Origin of the sequence: Leptolyngbya sp. FACHB-541, assembly GCF_014695875.1 — a bacterium.
Taxonomy (GTDB): domain Bacteria; phylum Cyanobacteriota; class Cyanobacteriia; order Elainellales; family Elainellaceae; genus JAAUTN01.
Map to the genome: position 1 here is coordinate 354,858 of NZ_JACJPC010000110.1, position 20,666 is coordinate 375,523.

Below are 20,666 nucleotides of genomic sequence, written 5' to 3' on the forward strand. Positions count from 1 at the left end.
TGCATATTTTGGAGCGTGCTCCGCGTACGCAGAGCACGCTCCAAAATATGCAGCCTCAATGTAGAAACGGTATTAGCTTTATAAATTTGTGGTTAAACCGAAATTTATTCAGGAGCGATTGTTGTATCTAGTGTGGGTTGTGGGAAGAGTTTGGCTAGACCTTTCATCTTTACTTAGAAGAGGTTTATGGCTTTTGTTGTTTCTCTCTTGACGACTCTAGTTGCGCTACTGGTTTATTTCTCTAGCAAAAAGATGACGAGTTCTCGCAATCGTTCTGGCGTGCAGGCGATCGCCGCTCTCATCGGGTTAGTTTCAATCCTGGTTTGTTTCTCACGCACGTTAAGAATCATTTCGGCTGGCAATGTTGGAGTAGTAGAGTCCTTTGGCAAGGTTGCGGAGCGTCCTCTCACTCCGGGAATTCATGCGGTTAATCCATTCTCTGATTTAGAAGTTTTCTCAACTCGCCTCAGAGACGTGACCGAAGAGATTGAGGTGACTTCCCAGGAAGGGTTGACCTTCAATCTGCATGTTAGTTTGCAATATCGCTTGGAACCCCAGCAGGTCGTTAATTTCTACCAGTCGATTGGGGATGATGAAACAGAAATTGTTCGCTCTCGGTTTCGCTCTATCGTTCGAGAAATCACGGCAAGTTATCCAGTCGAATCGGTTTACTCTAGCCGACGGCAGGAAGTATCGGAGCAAATGCAAGAACGACTGAGTGAACAACTTGAACCGTTAGGATTTAGCGTAGAAGGCGCTTACCTGCGAGAGGTGATTTTGCCTGAAACACTGCAAGCTGCAATTCAAGAAAAGCTAAGCGCGGAACAGGAAAGTCAGCAAATGGCGTTTACCCTGGAGCGCGAACGCCAAGAGGCAGAACGCAAACGAGTTGAGGCGCAAGGCGTAGCAGATGCTCAGGCAATTGTGGCTGAAAGTTTGACGGCTGAAGCCTTGCAGTTGAGGGCGATCGAGGCAACTGAAAGTTTAGCTACGTCTGACAATGCCAAAGTAGTTGTGATTGGTGGTGGCGAAGGCGGAGCGCCCCTAGTGTTTCAGCTGAATTCAGACTTGGCGGGACAATCTTCAGCCCCACAAGTTTCGACTGCCCCAAACTAGTCCAATGCCCAACCTAGTCGAGTTGGCTGTTCATAAATCCGTTTGAGTGTGTTGACATCCCTGACTGATATTTGAGGAGGGTTACGAACTTGCGAAAAATAAAGCGCATCGGTTTCTGACAAGCTGTGTCCCCAGATGCCCAGGGCATGACCTAGCTCATGTCTTGCCGCTGCGCGAATGTAGTGGTCGGTTTGGCTGGGGCGCAGCAGAATGTTGAAGCGTTGGGTGAGATAGGCGGGCGCGTTGACTGGACGTACCCGATAAATTTGATAACGGGTTTCCGCAGAGCGGGCACGAAGATTCCCTTCCTGCCAGCCCTCGATAGGCGGAGTCGATCGCCAAATAGAAATATCAGCCGCTTCAAAGGAATCAATCTGCTCTAGCGGCAAATAGGCACTCCACTCCTGAATCGCCTGCGTGACTGCCTCAAACCAGGCTTGAGAGCGGTTGCCTCCCACCAAGGCTTCCGTAGGCGGCTGCACATAAACTTTCACTGGAAGCCTTGACCACACCAGATAGCCCAGCTCAGTGGGAGTGATTTCTGAAAAGTAATCGCCTTGATTACTGGAATCCTGCCATTCTGCCAACGTCGGCGGGAGTGGATGCACCTGGGGCGCAGGCAAACTTAGCGGCGATGAGGGTTGCGGCTCTACCTGAGCCAGAGCAGGAATGGGAAATTGAAAATGTAGAAAGATCGATAGGAGAACGGCGATCGCCACTCCACTCCAGAACAGGCTCACCTGCGGCAAAAATCGCCACCTGCAACTCAGATGGCGATTTAAAGAAGCTGAAGGGCGATCGCCTTTCATTCTTGAGAAATATCCTACTGGGGAGGGTTTAGCCAACCCGCACTCAGTACAATGGTCAACCCCATAAAGATGATAGTGAGCGTCCAGGTGATGCGGTTGAGGGTTGTCTCAGCGCTCTTGGTGCTGGTAAAGAGCTGCGCCTGTCCGCCCAGTCCGCCTAGACCGTCACCTTTAGGACTATGCAGCAGCACAAGAACAATCAAACCAACAGCGGACAACAACCACAAGATTTCTATTGCACTGGTCAACGTCATAACGGATACCTGGATAGCTGACTCTATTCTACAGACAACAGGGATGAGTTAGTTTTTTTGGGTGCAGAAGCGTCGCTCTTGCACCAAAAACCTGGTGAAGCCCCTATAGAGAAACTCGCACGGGTGTGCGGTTTGCTTTGACTTCAAATCCAACTGGCTCCAGAATGGAGAGCCCAGTCATCTCTGGAGGCTGTGGCAGCTTCAAGATTTCCAGGATCGTCGGAGCAATGTCTGCCAAGCGTCCATCTGAGCGCAAGCTAACCTCTGTGCCGTGTCCGGGAATTTTACGTCCCTCTCCCTCAACCAGGATGAAGGGTACCAGATTGGTCGTGTGAGCAGTCCAGGGATTGCCCTGCTCATCGTACATGTACTCAGCGTTACCGTGATCAGCAATGATAATGGTTGTGCCGCCAGCCCGAACAATGCTTTCCAACAGCCGACCGACGCAGCGATCAACCGTCTCGATCGCCTTCACAGTTGCTTCCATCTGGCCAGTGTGACCGACCATATCGGGGTTAGCGTAGTTGATCACGATGAGCGAATAAATCTGCTTTTCGACAGCAGCGATCGCCACATCTGTCACCTGCTTAGCCGACATTGCAGGAGCGCGATCATACGTTGCCACCATCGGGCTTTGCACCAGTTCCCGGTCTTCTCCTTCAAACGGTTCTTCAATACCGCCATTGAAGAAGTAGGTAACGTGGGCATATTTTTCCGTTTCTGCGGTGCGAAACTGACGCAAACTATGCTGGGCAATCACCTGTCCCAGAATGTTATCGAGATTTTGCGGCTCGAACGCAACCAATACTGGCAAATTGGAGTCGTACTGGGTGAAGGTGGCAAAGGTTAGCGGCGTAACTCTTTCTCGCTCAAACCCTTTGAAATTGGGGTCAACAAAAGCCTGGGTTAACTGACGGGCGCGGTCAGGGCGGAAGTTGAAGAAAATCACCCCATCTCCGGGCTGTACCGCTCCGGGTGCAATGCGAGTGGGAATGACAAATTCATCGGTGACTTCTTCCGCATAAGAGGCTTTCAGCACCTCTAATGCAGTGCGACCATCGCCTTCGCCATCTTGAGTCATCACCTCATAAACGCGCTGAATTCGATCCCAACGGTGGTCTCGATCCATGCTGTAGTAGCGACCACTCAGGGTCACGATGCGCCCCAAGCCAATTTGAGCAATGTAGTCTTGAATGCGTTGAACCGCGGCTACACCATCGGTCGGTTTTGTGTCCCGCCCATCTGTGGTCAGATGAACGCAGACTTCAGAAATATTTTGAGCCTTTGCTAGGTCTAACAGTCCCAGCAAATGACTGAGGTGAGAATGGACTCCACCGTATGAGCAAAGCCCAACTAGGTGCAGTTTGCCACCGCTTTGCTTAATTTCTTGACAGGCTTTAAGCAGGGCTGGATTGCTTAACAACGACCCGTCTTCGACTGCATCTGAGATGCGAACTAGCTCTTGAGGAACGACTCGACCTGCGCCGATGTTCAAATGCCCCACTTCGGAGTTCCCCATTTGCCCATCGGGAAGCCCCACGTTTTTGCCAGAGGTGTGAATCAGAGTTCGGGGATAAGCAGCCCAAAGGCTATCCATGATTGGAGTACTAGCAGCGGCGATCGCATTGCCATTGGAGTCTTCCCGATGACCCCAACCGTCTAAAATGACTAGCACCACAGGAGAAACCGGCGCTTGTGTCATGCAGATAGCCCTTTTGTTGAATAATTTCTCAGCAATAATATCATTCGAGTTCCTAAGTCTGACTAAGTCAATCTGGGGAAATTGATATTTGTCTGTACTTCCTGTATTTCTGTCTGTGGTTAGAGCTGCACCTAAACCTTTTTGACCTTGGCTTTTTGTTTTTGTTTCTCGCGCTTAGCAGCAGCTTTTGCATCCTTTTCAGCAGCGATCGCTTCTAGTCTAGCTTTCTCTTTTTCCTCGGCTATTTTGTCCAGGTAATAATGATAATCACCCCGATAAAGCCGTAGCTCTCCGTCCCGAATTTCAACGATTTTATTGGCGACCTGAGAGATAAAGTAGCGATCGTGAGAAACAACGATTACAGTACCATCATAATTTTGAATGGACTCTTCTAGCATTTCTTTTGCAGGAATATCTAGATGGTTTGTTGGCTCATCCAAAATTAATAAGTTAGCAGGACGTAGCAGCATTTTTGCCAGTGCCAGCCGCGCTTTTTCGCCTCCACTTAAAGCCGAAACTTTCTTAAAAACGGTATCACTACTGAACAAAAATCGACCCAATAGTGTACGAACTTCTTCGTTTTTCCAGTCGGGCACTTCATCATGAATTGTTTCCATGACGGTTTTATCTAAGTCCAGCGCTTCTGCCTGGTTCTGCTCAAAGTAGCCAGGAATTACGTTATGATCCCCTAACTCAACGGCACCTTCTGTGGGTTGCTCCATGCCCATCATCAGGTGCAGCAGGGTAGACTTACCTGCTCCATTTGGACCAACAAAGGCAACGCGATCGCCCCGTTCAATCAGCAAATCCGCTCCCAAAAATAGAATCTTTTCATCATAGGTATGCACCAGATCTTTGATGATCACCACCTCGCGGCCGCTACGGGGCGCAGGCGGAAAGCGGAAGTGAAGGGTTCTGACGCTGCCAGTGGGAGCTTCGATTCGCTCAATTTTTTCTAACTGTTTCTCACGGCTTTTTGCTTGAGTACTGCGAGTCGCGCTAGCCCGAAACCGATCGACAAAGGTCTGCTGTTTCTCCAGTTCTTTTTGCTGCCGTTCAAAGGCGCTGAGTTGCGCCAGTTGTGCCTCTTCTTTTTGCTGGAGGTAGGCGGTGTAATTGCCAAGATAGGTGGAGGAAACGCCTCGTTCAGTCTCAACGATTTGGGTGCAGAGGCGATCGAGAAATTCGCGGTCGTGGGAGACAATCACCATCGGTGTAGTCAGCCCTCTCAGGTAAGTCTCTAGCCATTCAATCGTTTCCAGGTCGAGGTGGTTCGTCGGCTCGTCCAGCAGCAGTAGGTCGGGTGCCTGGAGCAAAATTTTGCCCAAACTCATCCGCATCTGCCAGCCGCCGCTGAAAGCACTCACCAGGCGATCGCCATCTTCTGGGTCAAACCCCATCTCTGGCAAAATCTTCTCAATTCGCGCCTCCAAGCCATAACCATCCAGCCCTTCAAACTGCCGCTGTGCTCGGTCTAGTTTATGAATCAGCTTATCCAATTCTTCCATGCTGGCGGTTTCCATCTGCCGCTGAACCAGGGCGATCGCCTGTTGCGCTGCATTGGCTTCAGTAAACACCGTCCAAAATTCTTCCCGCACGGTGCGGCCGGGATCAACCTCAAACTCTTGGGTCAGGTAGGCAATGTGCAGGCTGTTGGGGCGAATGATTTGACCAGAAGTGGGCTCCATCTCACCCGCAATGATCTTGAGCTGCGTTGATTTGCCTGCGCCATTTACCCCGACTAAACCAATGCGATCGCCGGGTTTAACTTCCCAGTTGATATCCTTGAGAACTTCACCCGTCGGATAAATTTTGCTGACATGTTCCAGGCGCAACATCGTAGAGTCTCCAGACTGTGAAGGATAAAAGGAAAAGGCGATCGGTCAATTTAGCAGCCGCAAGAACTTAGTCTGCTCAGGTCAGGCATTGCACAAGTTCCGCTTCATAAATATTAACTGCATTAACATTCTTTCATGGGTTGGCTCTCAATCTTTGCCAGAAGTTTACTCTACTGCCTATAAGTCGCCGTCTATCCTGGAGCTATGGGTACCCTAGGCATCTGCCGGATTTTTTAATCACCGCTTCGGAGATTGCTTTCTCATGGTTACAGTAGATGCTGCAGAAATACAGGATAGTTTGGCACCACAGCCTTTTAATGGCGAAACGTCTAATAGCCCAACGTCCAGTTCAGCATCTAGACGGTTAGAAACCGAGGCAATTCAGCCAAGAGTATCTGCATCGGAAGCAGTGCAAGAAGCAGCCATCCAGAAATCAAGCATTCAGGAATCAGGCATCCGGGAAACGACCGTAGAAAAAGCGCTAAGGGAACGAGAGGCAAATCTTCTAGCTCTGATCGAAAATACGCAAGATGCGGTCTGGTCGGTCGATCGCCAGTATCAGATTGTCACGCTCAACTCCACCTTTAAGCAGCAGTTTCAGATCGTTTATGGGGTCGAGTTAGCGCTGGGTATGAATATTATCAGTTGTCTACCCGACACCGCAAAAGCCATCTGGATAGACTACTATGACCGGGCACTGAGGGGCGATCGCTTTGCTATTGAGCTACATGTTGATTTGCCCGACAGCCCTGCATATATTGAAGTCTCGTTTAACCCCATTATCACGGATACTGAGGAAATTACAGGCGTAGCCGTTTTTGGCAGAAACATCACTGATCGCAAGCGAGCTGAGGCAGACCTGCAACAGGCAAAAGATCAGCTTCAGGCGGTACTGGATGCTGTCCCTGGCTGCGTTTCCTGGTTTAGCTCAGACTGCAAATACTTAGGGATCAATCGTTACCTGGCGGCCACTTTTAATGTTCGCCCAGAAGATTTTGTCGGCAGAGAATTGGGTTTTATGGAATCCAGCCCCGGATTTGCCGAGTTTGTGCAGAAGTTTATCGCCAGTTCAGTGAAGGAAAGCTCGGTAGAAATTGCATCCCGAGTTGGCGACTCGATCCGCAATTACATCGTCGTTGCCCAAAAATATTTTCAGGATCAGGCAGCCGTCTTCGTTGGGCTGGACATTACTGACCGAATGAAGGTTGAAGAAGCGCTGCGGGAAAGCCAGGAACGTTACGCTCTGGCAGTGCGCGGTGCCAACGACGGGCTGTGGGATTGGAATCTGAGAACCAACGAAATTTACTTTTCTCCCCGTTGGCGGGAAATGCTGGGCTACGAGGAGGGAAAGATTGGCAACACTCTAGATGAATGGTTCAGCCGAGTTCACTCGGAAGACCTATATCGCGTTAAAACTCAACTCAATGCTCATCTAGATGGGTCAACGGTTCACTTTGAGAGCGAGTACCGAATGCGGCATCGAGACGGCTCCTACCGCTGGTTGCTGAACCGAGGACTGGCAGTGCGAGATGAGAATGGCAAAGCCTGCCGCATGGCGGGATCGCAGACTGACATCACCAAACGCCGCCAAGCCGAAGAGCAGCTTTTGCACGATGCCCTGCATGACGTGCTCACAGGACTACCCAATCGCGCTTTGTTTATCGATCGCCTCTCTCAAGCAATTGAGCGAACTAGACGCCCCCAGAGCTACCGATTTGCGGTGCTGTTTCTAGATGTCGATCGGTTTAAGGTGATCAATGACAGCCTCGGTCATGTAGTTGGGGATCAGCTTTTGGTGGCGATCGCCCAACGTCTGCAAACTTGCCTTCGCATCGGCGATACAATCGCTCGGCTAGGAGGAGACGAGTTCACAATTTTGATGGAAGACATCAGGAGCCACACCGACAGCACTCAACTGGCAGAGCGAATCCATCAAGAATTCTTGCTGCCATTCAATTTGAATGGGCAAGAGGTCTTTACTACCGTCAGCATTGGCATTGCTCTAAGTGAATCGGGGGGCGATCGCCCTGAAGACTTGCTGCGAAATGCAGACACCGCTATGTACCGCGCCAAAGTTTTAGGGCGGGCTCGCCACGAGATATTTGATGCAGCAATGCACGCCCGCGCTGTTGCTCTATTGCAGCTAGAGACTGACCTGAGACGGGCCGTTTCAACCCTGCAAGTAGGTTTGACCAGTCAAGAATTTCAACTGCGCTATCAGCCCATCGTCTCGCTAGAAACTTCCGAAATCATTGGGTTTGAGGCGTTGGTTCGCTGGCAGCACCCAGAGCGTGGCTGGATTTCTCCCGGTGATTTTATCCCGGTTGCCGAAGATACGGGTTTGGTGATCCCGCTAGGACAGTGGATTTTGGCGGAGGCGTGTCGTCAACTTCGGGAATGGCAGCTTCAGTTTCCTCACAGCAGAGCGTTATCCGTTAGCGTGAATCTTTCGACTAAGCAGTTTGCCCAACCCCAACTGATTCAGCAAATCAGCCAGTTACTTCAGCAATATCAGATAGAACCTCACTGCCTGAAAATTGAGATTACCGAAAGCGCCATTATGGAAAATACTGAGTCCGCAACGGCTCTACTGGAGCAGCTTAAGGCGCTGGGGCTGCAACTGATGATTGACGACTTTGGCACAGGCTATTCGTCCCTAAGCTATTTGCATCAGTTCCCGATTGATACGGTCAAAATTGACCAGTCCTTTGTCGGCAGAATGGGAGCCGATGACATAGAAGACGAGGGATCTGAAATTGTGCGAGCGATCGTCACGCTGGCTCACACCCTAAACATGAATGTGGTTGCTGAAGGAATTGAAACCGCTGAACAAGTTTCACAACTTAAAACCCTGAAAGCCGAATATGGGCAAGGCTATTTTTTTGCGAAACCTTTGAGTAGTGAAGAAGCTGGCATTCTGATCAAGACTGATCCCCAACGCTTAAACGAGGACGTCGCCTAGCTATCTCCGGGAGCTGAAGCAAGTTCTCCAGAGGCAGTACTGCTGATATTTGATGTGCCGTGTAAGTTTCGGGGATCAAGCGCGTCTCGCAAACCATCCCCTAGCAGGTTAAACGCCAGCACGGTCAATACAATTAAAATTGCAGGCGACCAGACCAGCCACGGTTGCAGCACCAAAATTGAGGCATTGGTAGCTAGAGACAACATATTTCCCCATGACGGATCAGGCTGCTGAATGCCCAGACCAATCAAGCTAAGAACGGCCTCCGCCACAATGAAACTGGGAATTGCCAGCGTTGCAGAAATGATGATGTAGGTCGCAGTTTGCGGTAGGACGTGCCGAATGATGATGTAGAGCGGTCGCCCGCCCATTGCCTTAGCCGCCTGGACAAATTCTCGCTCCTTAATAGAAAGCACCTGACCGCGAACCACCCGTGCCAACCCTGACCAACTGACAAACGAGGTAATCAGCACAATCAGCAAGAATCGCTGGGAACTGGTCAGTCCAGCAGGCAATACAGCAGCTAAGGCAACCAGCAAATAGATCGACGGGATCGTCATCAACACTTCTACGAAACGCATCAGTATGCCGTCAGTGGCTCCGCCAAAGTAGCCAGAAATACCGCCGACCAACATCCCCAAAGGAAAAGAGATAACGATGCCAACCAAACCAATGCTGAGGCTAATGCGACCGCCATGCACCAAGCGACTGAACTGATCTCGCGCCTGTTCATCGGTGCCTAGCAGGTTGATGGTGCCGTCCCCGGCTGCACCAAAGAGGTGCAGATTCCCAGGGATACCAGGAAAAAGTTGAACTTCCTCAAATCCAGGATCAGTTAAAGAGAAGCGAGTTGGCAGTGGTAGCCGCAATTGCAGCATCCGATATTCTGAACCACGTACAAACAGGCGCAGGGGAGAAGGACGCTCAAAGTCTACAAATAGCTGGCGATCGCCCGTCTCCAGATCTACTGGTCCCTGCGTTGTGGGGTAAACGTGTGGACCAATAAATTGTCCTTCTTGAGTACGCCAGTAAACTTGAGTCGGTGGCAGGAGAGAGCCGTCAACCTGCGAAGCATAAGGGTCGTAGGGTGCAACAAATTCTGCCGCTATCACGACTACATAAAAAATCAGCAGCACAATCGCGCCGAATTGGGCTAGTGAGTTTTTCCTGAGTTTTTGCAACCAGTTCATACGCTGCCTTCCCGCCACAGTTGATGTTGATTATAGGTTAGACGCAGCCAGTTAGAGAGCCGTCGTCCCATTCCAGGGTGTCACCGATCTCGGTGCCATTGTGGTAAGCCGCTAGCAAAACTTCGCTAGTTTTGCCCCAAGCGATCGCCCCACTCTGGTCGATACCAATCGCGCCTAAATCTCGCTGATTTTGCTGAGCCTCTGTAAAGGAGCGATCAAACGCGGCTGGCAGCGTTAGCCCATCGGTGACACGCACTACAATTCGGGCAGCTAAGCATTCATCAATGATGTCTTCGCCAATGCCCGTACAGCTCACCGCTGCATGGGAAGTTCCATAATTGCCCGCAGGCATGGCAGAGTCGCTAACTCGCCCAATTCGCTCGAACCCCTTGCCGCCTGTGGAAGTGCCAACTGCAAGCTGCCCCTGCTGATCTAACACAACCACGCCAATAGTGCCCCGTCCTGCACTGCTTTCAGTCACTAATTCACGTTCGGCAACAACTCCAGCCATTTCTTTATTAAAGTCGCCCCGTCGTTCCTGAATCCATTCCAGCAGACGCAGTTCAGTGAGGGGATCGTGGTCAGGGACCTGAAGCTCTCGCAGTAGATTTGCCGCACCGTTGTCAGATAGAACGCGATCGGGCGAGCTCTGCAGTGCTAAAGCTAGCTCGATTGGATTTTTGACCCGTGAGACGTTGATTACGCCACTAAACCGCTGGTTGAAGCCATCCATCAGGGCAGCACTCATGCGAATCTGCCCGTCAGATTGCAGCACAGAGCCTGTTCCTGCATTGAAGCGAGGATTGTCTTCTAGCAACTGACAACCCCGCACAACCGCACATGGAGCACTCATGCCCTCCAGTAACAGTCGATAAATTTCTTCAACAATTTTGTGGAGCGACTGGCGCACCGACTCAACGCCTCCCTTGCTTTTGAGAGAGCTTCCGGCTCCACCGTGAATGATGATTTTGGGCTGCACTGCGATTGACATAAAATTCCTTTAGAAGTTTTGAGTTCTGAGTTCTAAGTTTTAAGTTCTGAGCTTTGAGTTGGAACTTGAACTCACAATTCAACTCCCAAAATTCAAAACTTAATTTAGTTCTCTTTGGCGGTTGAGCGGCGACGACGGCAGCGCTCGGAGCAATATTTCACTTCATCCCAGCAATCTTCCCATTTTTTGCGCCAAGTGAAGGGGCGATCGCAAACTGGGCAAATTTTGGTGGGCAGGTCTGATTTGGAGCGGGGCATAGAAGGGGCTAGAGGCTAGGGACGGGGGGCTAGGGTGTAGGGTGAGAGTAGCGACGTGACTTTGGAAATCTAACTTTTATATCCTAGATGGTTGAGCAAGTATTAGCAGGGGTGAGGATTGTGCTGGTGGAGCCAGCCGGGCCGCTGAATGTGGGGGGAATTGCCCGGGTGATGAAGAATATGGGGCTTAGCCAAATGGTTCTGGTAAATCCTCACTGCGACTGGTTGGGGGAAGAAGCACGACTAATGGCAGTCCATGCGGCGAACTTGTTGGAAACGGCGCAGCGAGTGGATAACATACCGGATGCATTGAAAGGATGTCAGCGGGCGATCGCCACTACTTCACGCGATCGCAGCCCTGAAGCCTCCCTCGTCTCACCCAAAGTAGGCTTACCCTGGCTGCTAGAAGCCAACCATCCTAACGCAACCTCAATGGAATCGGCGCTAATTTTTGGCCCCGAAGATCGAGGCTTAAGCAACGCCGAATTAAGTTATGCCCAACGCTTCGTCCGCATTCCCTCCAGTCCGACCTACCCCTCACTTAACTTGGCTCAAGCCGTCGCTATCTGCTGCTACGAACTTCATCAAACCGCCCTCACCTTCTCCGAACATCCAGCCCCTAGCCCCCAGCCCTCAGCCCCTACCCCCCCTTCCCTCGACCTGCTCGAAGGCTACTACCAACAGCTCGAAACCCTGCTGCTCAAAATCGGCTACCTCTACCCACACACAGCCCCCAGCCGCATGGAAAAATTCCGCCGCCTGTTTAACCGAGCCGAGCTTTCAACCGAGGAAGTGACTATGCTCAGAGGAATTCTCAGACAAATGGAATGGGCACTGGGGCAAAAAGATTTGTAGGTTGGGTGAAGCAAAGCGAAACCCAACACAGCCTTGGTTGGCACGCAGATCTGGGACTTCTTGGAGAAATCGCAGATTCGAACACCCTTACGATTAGCGATCGCCCTACCTGGAGATACCGCTAACCTTCAACAAATCAGCAATGGTTGGACAGTAAGTCGGTAAACCGTAGCTAGCAGGACTAACCGGATTCTCGTAAGTAAAGTGGCGATAGCTGAGGCAAAACCGATCCCAAGCTTCCATCTGAATCCGAAACAGGACGATAAACAGATCAGCTAACCGAGCTGAGAGCGGAACTCGCAGGAGGATGGGTTTGTTGAGATAGCGACAGACTTGCTCCACAGCCTGATTGACCGTGATCGCAGGATTGCCCAAAACTAGTTGACGCGATTCTCCTGGTGCTGGCGGGTGTTCGATCAGGTGTAGCACGACCTGAGCAATATCTTCCCCATGCAAGAAGTGAAAGCTGCCGTCCGCTTTGAAGAAGCGGATCAGATTGATCCACTTTGCCACTTCAGGTAAGCCGGAGGTGAGGTGAGAATAGGGCTTTTGACCATCTCCACCAAAGACAAGCGTAGGGAAAATGGTGGTGATACGATGGGCGATCGCCAGCCTTGACAACTGCTGAAAACAATTGTGCTTGGACTTGATGTAGTCTGTGCCTAACTGTCCCGCTTCCTTCAAAAGCTGATTGTGGCGACCCAGAATGCTAGCGGTAGAAAAGTAAATCACCTGCTGGCACACATCCGGGTCAAGCAAATTCATCAGCCGCAGCGTTTTCAAAACGTTGATGTCATACACCTCCTGAGCGCCACCCCAGGCAGTCGCGGTCAGTATTGCGGTATCGATGGTTTTGAGCAAATCGGCAAACTGCTCAATTTCTCGCAGGTCAGCCTGAAGGATAGTGACTCCTGGACGAGCATTGTAGTCAAACTTCAGCTTTTGCGGATTTCTCACCAGCAGAAACAGATCATGAGACGTTTCTCGAATGAGGCGATCGCAAATGTAATGACCAATGCAGCCGCTAGCACCCGTTACCAAAATTCGCTTCGCAGTCATAATCAAGCAACCATCTTGTATCAGCGCACCGCTAATAGGGTGCATTCAATTGAGTAAGGGCGTGGCATTCGGCAACGGTCCTGTAGTTTTGCCCAGGATCTATTCCCGAATGCCGCGCCCTTACAGGGTTGGCATCATTTTAGCGGTGTAGTGCCATTAGGCATGAACCGCCAACAGTTGGTCTGCCTGTTTCGCAGTTTCAAAGAAGAAAGCTGCATTTTCCTCTGGCGTGTCGGGCAAAATGCCGTGTCCCAGATTGAGAATGTGCCCCTGGTTGCCTGCCTTGCGAATCGTGTCGAGAACGCGATCGCGAATGAACTCGCGTGAGCCAAACAGCACACCAGGATCAAGGTTGCCCTGCACCTTCATCTGCCGTCCCAACCGCTGACGAGCCTCTGCCATATCAACCGTCCAATCAAGACTGATGATATCGGCTCCAGAACGCCCCATCCGCTCCAAAACGCCCGCGCTGCCACTCACCAAAAGAATCAACGGCGTATCGGGGTGCGTTTCCTTTACCTGCCGGAAAACGCGCTGCTGATAGGGCAGGGCAAACGTTTCATAATCTTGAGGGCTGAGTTGACCTGCCCAGGAATCGAACATTTGCACGACCTGTGCGCCACTATCGATCTGGTAACGAGCGTAGACGGCGATCGCATCTGCCAATTTAGCCAAAAGCTGATGCAAAATTGCCGAGTCAGAGAAGGCCATTCCCTTAATGACCGAGTAGGTTTTTGAGCCTTTGCCTTCTACCGCATAAGCTGCCAACGTCCAAGGCGCGCCCACAAACCCCAACACGGTTGAACGATTGCCCACTTCCTGCCGCAGTGCCTGCAAAATTTCTTGAATAAACGGCATCGACTCAGCCGGATCAAGCGGTCGCAGCGCATCTACCTGTTCCTGAGTACGAATGGGGCGCTCGATAATCGGGCCTTTCCCTTCTGCAATGTCCATCTCAATTCCCAGACCGGGCAGGGGAGTGACGATGTCAGAGAACAGAATTACTCCGTCTGGTTGGAATGCCCGCCAGGGTTGCAATGAAACCTCGATCGCCACTTCTGGAATCTCAGAACGCTGTCGAAACGACGGATATTTTTCTCGCAAATCCCGATAGGCTTTCATGTAGCGCCCTGCCTGTCGCATCATCCACACAGGAGGACGGTCTAACGTTTCACCACGAGCAGCCCGCAGCAGATAAGGAACCTGGGTCAGTCCAGCCATCTAAAGTTTCTCTCTTAAAGTTACAGACTTCACAGCAAGGGTTTGGCGATCGCTAACTTCTATAAATCTTTGTGTTCAGACGCTGACAGTTTAGACACAAAAATGCGCTTAGATTCAGCAATTCCAGGATTAAGATTATATAGCGATTCTGCGTGTCAAAGGGTCATTGGTCATGGGCTGTTTGCCGCAATAGCGGTTTACAAATGACAAAGGACAAAAGGCGAGTCACAAATGACTAACGCCAACTCAGCTTAAACTAGTGAGTATTAGAGTGAACGTTAAGAACTGTTAGCAACTGCATCGACTTCATGGATATTACAGAATTTTTTCAGCAAAGTGCTGGCAAATGGTTTTCACAGCGCACCAGTCATCATCTCGCTTTCAAGCAGTCTGAGAGCGGCAAATCTGACATTCGCATTGAAATGCTGCCCCAGGATGCACCTGAAGTAATTGAGCTGTGCCAGCAAAATGAGGTCGAGCCGACTCTGGCGCTCTGCGGTGCGCGAGTCACCTGGGACGGCACGATGGAATGGGACAAGGAAAAGCACGAAGGATCTACCGTTCTAGTTCCTGTTGCCGATCCAGATAAGCCCAACGAAGGGAAATTGCTGAGAGATACAGGTTACGCAGAGAAAGCACCTGTTGCCGGACGGTATGTCATGGGTGACGACGGTTCCCTAACGCTGATTACTGAATACGAATCAATGTACTCTGAAGAGCGCCTCTGGTTCGCCAGCCCTAATCTACGTCTGAGAACCAGCATCCTAAAGCGTTTCGGCGGCTTTAGCATGGCTACATTTTGCTCTGAAATCCGGATGGGCGGGCAGGGCTAAGAATGAAAGATGAGGGACAAGGAGACAAGTTTCGTCCTTAATCCCTCATCCCTACTCCCGCTCCCGCTGTTCCTGCAGGGAAATACTATCTCCAGCTAGAGCAAGGTCGGTGAAGTAGTCATCTCTGCTTTGCACAACAGCTTTGAGCTTGGTGTAAAAGTTGGAAACGCCTGTAGAGGGGACAAACTGGTGAATGGGGTGTTTGCTAACGCGATCGCCTGCCCATTGCACCAATTCTGTTGCGTCTAACCCAGCGTTGACGGGTCTAAACGTTGGAATGGGAGACTCTGTGACTTCTGAGCCAGGTAATTGAGTGGGGGTAGAAGTGGAATGTTCACGGTTGGCTTCTACAGATTCATGGGTTGCAGAAGTTGCTGAGGGTTCAGGGGTAGCTGAGGGCATTTCGACAGTGCCGTCTTCAGGAAGGGAAGTTCGTGATGGCTCTAGGGGGGATTTAGCAGCAGGAAGGAGGGCACGGACGGGGCGATCGCTGGTGTCTGGTCGCAGTATTTCTTGCGCGGGTGGTTGCTTAGATGGCGTGTCGTCTACCCTTGCATCCGATGATTCTTTTTCTACATCAGTAACACTAGCTTCACTCGTTTCACCTACTGCGATCGCATCTTCAAAAAGCTGGAGTTCTGAAACCTCAGCGCTTCTCGGCAAGATTGCGGCAGAATGGCGATCGTTACTCAAGCTCGAAGTTTGGGGGGAGGGGCGAGTTGGAGCAGGCAGTTCAGATGAGGTGATCGAAGATTTTGGAAATCTCCCACAAACCATGCGCTCAAACTCATGGTTGAAGTGATAGAGCGGCTGTCCTCGCCTCTTCCAGAGCGTCAAGATTTGGGTTACAGACACCGCTTTGTAGCGTCCCTGATAAAGCGCTTCTACTAGCGCAGACCGCAACCAGTTGGCCGGATATTCTCTCAGCCAATAGTCAATTAGACGCTCAATTGTGAAGCCACCCAGGTCAAAACTGTAATGGGCCAACAACTCAGCAGCATCTATAGCAGCATCTCTCGCCAGTTCTGTCATCGCTAGGGTAGAGTCAAATCAAAACTTTAACAAAATTCTGATCATTCCGCCGAGCCTAAACGTTAGTCTGTTTTTCCACAAACTTAATCGTTCCTGCGGCGTACACCTCCGTCTACTGTGCCTGATTCGTCCCCACCAAAGGGTTCAGGATCAATATTCCAGTTAAAGTCGCTGATGCGCAAGCCGAGAGAGGCTTGTTCTCGTCGTGGGTTTACTCGTAGCGTAATCGCATAGGTTCTTCTGCTGTATTCCAAAATGTATTCCGTCTGGATTTCGCGATCGCGATCTAAACTGAGCGAAGTTTGAAATCCAACCCTGAAGGGCCCATAAAGCTGCTGAATAATGCCGCCCGAAATTACCCGGTCATCCACAACCCGGTCAAATCGGAAGGGCGATTCTCCATCTCGAATATTTTGAGAATAGGTCAGGTTGAACCCGGTGTAGTCAAAGAATGGGCGAGAGAAATGCCCAAATTGTCCACGCACTCCAAGGCTAGCGGTGTAAACCTGCTGAGTATCGCCATTGCTGTAGGCGCTAAACACCCCCCTCAAACCAGCCACCAAGCTCACGTAGGGAACAACGGGGTTGGGGGTATATCTTAACCCCTCTGTTGCGGTGGGGGGAAGCGGCTCGCCTTGCCACAGCAAAAAGCCTCGCCGCAGGGCAACGCCAGCCTGATAGCGAGTTAGCTCAATTGGGTTGCCGCCATCTGAGGCAAGGATCAAGTTACGGCGATCGGTGTTAGCGCTAATGAGTTGTACACCAGTTTGATAGCTCAGATTAATGCCAGTGTTGCCCAACTCATAAGTAGGTGAAGTAAGCACTAAGCCCAAACTGCGCTGCACAGTCTGGAAACCTAGAGAGCCATTGAAGAGGCGATCGCGATAGCTATATTCTGCGGTCAGGGTATGGTTAAATAGCCGCTGCTGTAGCCGTAAGCTGCCGCGAAACTGAGTCTCCAATTCGTCCAGATCGAGACTGGTAAAAACGGCATTTCCTCGCAAAACCGTAGTTGGGCTGAACTGGACATTTAACTCGCCGATTAACCCGTAGTTTGCGGGGTCAGTCAGGTTGAAGCCGTTATCGTAGGCTCGCTGAAGCAAAATTTGCGGTCTGAGCGAAAGCTCCACCTGAGGACTAAGGGCATACTCAAAATTGCTTTCAACAAAGAAGCCACCCCGGTCTTCTTCGTCAAAGCCGAACTGAACTAGTCCAGGACGACGTTCTCGGTCATCTAAAATGACTCGATTTTGGAAATAAGGAATCGATAGCCCCTGATCAAACACAATCCGAGGTCGCCTTGCTCGAATTTCACTGCGAGTTGGCGATAGCCGCGTAAAGGTAGCGGTGTCTGCCCTTAGCTCTAGCTCTGGTGGTGAGAATGGGTCGTTGGTGATGCGAACGTTGGTTGCAACCCAACCATCAGGCGTAAACTCCACCTCATCTGCCTCAAATCGAATCCGCCGAACTTCACCGCCTGTGCCACCTCGCCTAGCATTTCCTGAACCCAAAGTTACGGATAGCCCACCTGGACTGCTAACAGGCGCATCAGAATCTTCATCGGCTTCAGAGTTAATTGCATCTGAGGCATCGGTTGGAATTTCGTCTTCGTCCTCGTCTTCTACAGTGGGTGTGCTATCCAGATCGGGCTGAGTGTCAACGTCAGGTAGCGCACCAGAATCATCCACGCCCGTGACAGCACCTGTTTCATCAGGTTGAACTTCGGGCTGTTCAGCGCTGATCAAGTCGCCTCTGAGTGGCTCTTGCGCTCCAGCACTGGCGTCAGTAGGCAACGTTGCCGAAAAGTCGTCACCCGCTGAGGGCAGAAATATTTCACCGCTGGCATTGAGGATGTCGCCGCGCTCCTGAACAAAGTTGTAGACGAAACGTTCGCCCCTGAACTCCTGCTGTCCGCTAACCAGGGTGACATTTCCTTCGGCGACTGCAATGCGATTGAGCAAATTCACCCGTAGTCGATCTGAGGTTAAAACGGCTCTGCGAAAGCGCATTTCAACGCTGCCTTCGGCGACAAATACCTGCTGAATTTGGTCAAACCGCTGGCGATCGGCAGAAAGTTCGATTACTTCTCCGGTGCCCGATGGGTCGAGCAGAAACGGCTCGCCATCCGTAGGGATTTGATCAGGAGAGACCCCATCTACAGGGGGTTCTTGCTCTTCTCCATTCATTTGAGGTGAATCAGACGGCTCACCTTCTTCGAGTTCCACTTCTTCTGATGGCGATTCTGGAAGGGGAGGCAGTTCATCGGGAATGACTAAAGTTTCCCCTGATGGCTGGGTGCTATCTGAGTCAGGCAAGCGATCGGGTAGTGATTCAGGGTCGATGGGTTCACCCGATTCATCGGGTGGCAATGGAGCTGAATCAAGCGGAGGCAAAGGTTGAGGTTCTAGCTCAGGTAGTTGAGCCAATTCTGATTCCGCTTCTTGAGCAAAGATATTTAGCCGTAGCGACTCGAGAATGGGAGAACGAGTTCTTTGAGGCGATCGCCCTGCCAATTCAGACAAGTAACGGAATGAAATCTGCCGCTGGAAGAGGGACAGAGGAGACTCGGCGGCTGTTGCTCCCGCCACGACCGAATTGCTAATGCTTTCATCCCCAACTGTTTCACTAGCTACTTCCCCGACACCTGCCTGTGAAGCGATCGCAGGCAAAGCGGAAGAGGCTCCATTCGCAACTGCTTCTCTCTCGCTTGCTATAGATGGGAGAACGGTTGCAGGCAAGGCAGAAGGTGCAGCCCTTTCTGCCGCTTCGCGCTCGGTTACTAAGGTTGGCGAAGCGATCGCTGGGGATGAGGACGGGGATACGGCACTCGCAGCCGCTTCTCTTCTAGTTGCAGTCGATGGAGCGATCGCCGCAGGTGAAGCAGACGGCGAAGCTGTAGAAAATAAGTCTTCGGAAGTAACGCCGTAGGTGATCGCAGCCTCTTGCTGACTTGAGAGGGTTGACTGCGGTGGGTTGAGTTCAACGGGAGCACCTAACAGAGCCGCATCAGATGCTCCAGTATTGGCAGCATCTGAGACGGTTGACCACTCGACTGAAGCGGGCGAGCGCTCTGGCGCAAAGCGTTCGGGTGGGGTAGGAACCGGAGCAACACCGCTGCCCGAAGTGAGTTGGGCAGGCTCCGCAGGCAAAACAGCCGTTGAAGAAGGTAAAGGATGGCTAATTTCCTCTGGTTGCGACAGATCGATAACCGGAGAAGTAGGCGGCAGAACCGGGTAGGGCATACTTTGGCACGACAAATTTATGCGGACAGCCCGGATACATCGCTTTAGCCGTCCTCAGCGCAGACTGATTGCCTGGGGGAGCAAGGAGTGTTTTGGCTGTCTATTCTAAATCCCGACGATTAGGGTTACGAGCGGGATCATTTGACAAAAATCCAAACACAAAAAGCGCAATAAAGAAGCTAACAACGATGTAAACGGCGATTTTAAGAGTCAGCATGTGAAGCATCTCCAGCAATAGGCTTTCTTATAATATCGAAACAGTGTCCTTTTTCTTACACAGCATTTGGATTGCTGTCGGATGACTGAAGATTTTGACCTAAATGCTTGATGAGAGATAATTCGCTGAAGCATCACTGAGGGGCACAGCGATCGCCATTTAAGGCAGCAACAATACACTCTACCTTAAGTCAGATGGGTTCTGGTAATTGGATGTTCCCCAAGATGACGGTCTAGGGAGATAAGGTAGGATCAGGACACTTCGATCGACAGGATGTTCCGATGACGATCGCCTCATCTCAGCCGGCCCTTACCCTTCCGGACCATACGCAACTGCCGGAAACCGACGGTACATTTGTGAAAAATTTCCAGGAGCATCCGCAGAGTTTGCTGCTGACTGATTCTATCCGCCCAATTCTTGATGCCCTTCACCCAACAGGACAGTACACTATTGGTCAAGACTGCGGCATCTACTGGCGGCTGACCGAGCCACCAGAGCGGGGTGCTGAGGCTCCTGACTGGTTTTACGTACCAAACGTACCACCGCTGCTTGATGGAAAAAGGCGACGCTCCTACGTGATGTGGAAGGAAATTGTTGCTCCCCTGATTGTGATTGAGTTTGTTTCGGGTGATGGCTCCGAGGAAAGAGACACGACCTCGCCCTTCACAGACGATGCCACGAAGGCTGGGAAATTCTGGGTGTATGAGCAGGCAATTCGAGTGCCGTTTTACGCCATTTATGAAGTAGACAAAGCCTCAGTTGAAGTTTACGAATTAATTGCCAATCACTATCAACGCTGTGATCCCAACGAGCGAGGGCATTTCCCCATTGCACCGATGGGTGTGGAATTGGGAATTTGGCAGGGGCAGTACATTAATCAGACCTTTCCCTGGTTGCGCTGGTGGGATAGCAACGGCAATTTGCTGTTGAACGGCGACGAGCGAGCCGAACAGGAAAAACAACGCGCTGAACAAGAAAAACAACGCGCTGAACAAGAAAAACAGCGCGCTGACCGCTTAGCGAATAGGTTAAGGGAGCTGGGGTTTGACCCAGATGAAATATAAGTCCAGCAAGACGTGATAGTCGGA

General features: G+C 51.1%; 17 protein-coding genes. 5 read left to right on the plus strand and 12 right to left on the minus strand.

Annotated features, from left to right (window positions below; genetic code table 11):
• Positions 1 to 186: 186 nt before the first annotated feature.
• Positions 187 to 1,116 (plus strand): prohibitin family protein, encoded by a 930-nt coding sequence (locus H6G00_RS24115; RefSeq protein WP_190798675.1) that lies wholly within the window; start codon positions 187 to 189, stop codon positions 1,114 to 1,116.
• Here H6G00_RS24115 and H6G00_RS24120 read toward each other — a convergent pair.
• The 4 genes from H6G00_RS24120 to H6G00_RS24135 all read right to left on the minus strand — a co-directional run bounded on the left by H6G00_RS24120 (position 1,113) and on the right by H6G00_RS24135 (position 5,719).
• Complete coding sequence (locus H6G00_RS24120) at positions 1,113 to 1,961, minus strand: peptidase (protein ID WP_190798676.1); 849 nt, start codon at positions 1,959 to 1,961, stop codon at positions 1,113 to 1,115. The two genes, H6G00_RS24115 and H6G00_RS24120, sit on opposite strands and share 4 nt — an antisense overlap.
• Positions 1,940 to 2,179 (minus strand): preprotein translocase subunit SecG, encoded by a 240-nt coding sequence (gene secG / locus H6G00_RS24125; RefSeq protein WP_190641501.1) that lies wholly within the window; start codon positions 2,177 to 2,179, stop codon positions 1,940 to 1,942. Before secG ends, H6G00_RS24120 begins: the two co-directional genes overlap by 22 nt.
• Positions 2,180 to 2,282: 103 nt before the next feature.
• Entirely contained in the window at positions 2,283 to 3,881 is a 1,599-nt protein-coding gene (gene gpmI / locus H6G00_RS24130) for a 2,3-bisphosphoglycerate-independent phosphoglycerate mutase (RefSeq protein ID WP_190798677.1), read from the minus strand.
• Positions 3,882 to 4,012: 131 nt separating this feature from the next.
• On the minus strand, positions 4,013 to 5,719 hold the full coding sequence (locus tag H6G00_RS24135) for an ABC-F family ATP-binding cassette domain-containing protein (RefSeq protein ID WP_190798678.1): 1,707 nt from the start codon (positions 5,717 to 5,719) through the stop codon (positions 4,013 to 4,015).
• A gap of 262 nt (positions 5,720 to 5,981) precedes the next feature.
• Between H6G00_RS24135 and H6G00_RS24140 the strand changes: the two genes are divergently transcribed.
• Positions 5,982 to 8,681 carry an EAL domain-containing protein gene (locus H6G00_RS24140; RefSeq protein ID WP_190798679.1) on the plus strand — a complete coding sequence of 900 codons (2,700 nt, stop codon included), beginning with the start codon at positions 5,982 to 5,984 and terminating at the stop codon, positions 8,679 to 8,681.
• On the opposite strand, the gene H6G00_RS24145 is transcribed toward H6G00_RS24140, so the two are convergent.
• From H6G00_RS24145 to H6G00_RS24155, 3 genes are all read right to left on the minus strand, one after another.
• Positions 8,678 to 9,871, minus strand: coding sequence for an ABC transporter permease (locus H6G00_RS24145; protein ID WP_190798680.1), 1,194 nt, complete (start codon positions 9,869 to 9,871; stop codon positions 8,678 to 8,680). The two genes, H6G00_RS24140 and H6G00_RS24145, sit on opposite strands and share 4 nt — an antisense overlap.
• Before the next feature lie 37 nt (positions 9,872 to 9,908).
• Complete coding sequence (locus H6G00_RS24150) at positions 9,909 to 10,862, minus strand: isoaspartyl peptidase/L-asparaginase (protein WP_190798681.1); 954 nt, start codon at positions 10,860 to 10,862, stop codon at positions 9,909 to 9,911.
• Positions 10,863 to 10,966: 104 nt separating this feature from the next.
• Complete coding sequence (locus H6G00_RS24155; protein WP_190641495.1) at positions 10,967 to 11,119, minus strand: DUF2256 domain-containing protein; 153 nt, start codon at positions 11,117 to 11,119, stop codon at positions 10,967 to 10,969.
• An 87-nt stretch (positions 11,120 to 11,206) separates the two neighbouring features.
• Between H6G00_RS24155 and H6G00_RS24160 the strand changes: the two genes are divergently transcribed.
• The gene (locus H6G00_RS24160; RefSeq protein ID WP_190798682.1) at positions 11,207 to 11,974 is read left to right on the plus strand and encodes an RNA methyltransferase; all 768 of its coding nucleotides are present in this window, start codon (positions 11,207 to 11,209) and stop codon (positions 11,972 to 11,974) included.
• 105 nt (positions 11,975 to 12,079) lie between these two features.
• Here H6G00_RS24160 and H6G00_RS24165 read toward each other — a convergent pair whose 3' ends face one another.
• Both H6G00_RS24165 and hemE read right to left on the minus strand, forming a co-directional pair.
• Entirely contained in the window at positions 12,080 to 13,033 is a 954-nt protein-coding gene (locus H6G00_RS24165; RefSeq protein ID WP_190798683.1) for an NAD(P)-dependent oxidoreductase, read from the minus strand.
• A gap of 156 nt (positions 13,034 to 13,189) precedes the next feature.
• Positions 13,190 to 14,254 (minus strand): uroporphyrinogen decarboxylase, encoded by a 1,065-nt coding sequence (hemE, locus tag H6G00_RS24170; protein ID WP_190641491.1) that lies wholly within the window; start codon positions 14,252 to 14,254, stop codon positions 13,190 to 13,192.
• A 308-nt stretch (positions 14,255 to 14,562) separates the two neighbouring features.
• Between hemE and H6G00_RS24175 the strand changes: the two genes are divergently transcribed.
• Positions 14,563 to 15,087 carry a phycobiliprotein lyase gene (locus H6G00_RS24175; RefSeq protein WP_190641490.1) on the plus strand — a complete coding sequence of 175 codons (525 nt, stop codon included), beginning with the start codon at positions 14,563 to 14,565 and terminating at the stop codon, positions 15,085 to 15,087.
• A 51-nt stretch (positions 15,088 to 15,138) separates the two neighbouring features.
• Here H6G00_RS24175 and H6G00_RS24180 read toward each other — a convergent pair whose 3' ends face one another.
• The 3 genes from H6G00_RS24180 to H6G00_RS24190 form a co-directional block, all read right to left on the minus strand.
• A complete protein-coding gene (locus tag H6G00_RS24180; RefSeq protein WP_190641489.1) occupies positions 15,139 to 16,119 on the minus strand; it encodes a hypothetical protein in 981 nt (326 codons plus the stop codon).
• Positions 16,120 to 16,202: 83 nt separating this feature from the next.
• Positions 16,203 to 19,361 (minus strand): DUF3769 domain-containing protein, encoded by a 3,159-nt coding sequence (locus H6G00_RS24185; RefSeq protein WP_190798684.1) that lies wholly within the window; start codon positions 19,359 to 19,361, stop codon positions 16,203 to 16,205.
• Between the two features lie 100 nt (positions 19,362 to 19,461).
• A complete protein-coding gene (locus H6G00_RS24190; RefSeq protein WP_190641487.1) occupies positions 19,462 to 19,578 on the minus strand; it encodes a photosystem II reaction center protein I in 117 nt (38 codons plus the stop codon).
• A 281-nt stretch (positions 19,579 to 19,859) separates the two neighbouring features.
• On the opposite strand from H6G00_RS24190, the gene H6G00_RS24195 reads away from it, so the two are divergent.
• Positions 19,860 to 20,642 carry a Uma2 family endonuclease gene (locus H6G00_RS24195; protein WP_190798685.1) on the plus strand — a complete coding sequence of 261 codons (783 nt, stop codon included), beginning with the start codon at positions 19,860 to 19,862 and terminating at the stop codon, positions 20,640 to 20,642.
• The last annotated feature ends 24 nt before the right edge of the window (positions 20,643 to 20,666 follow it).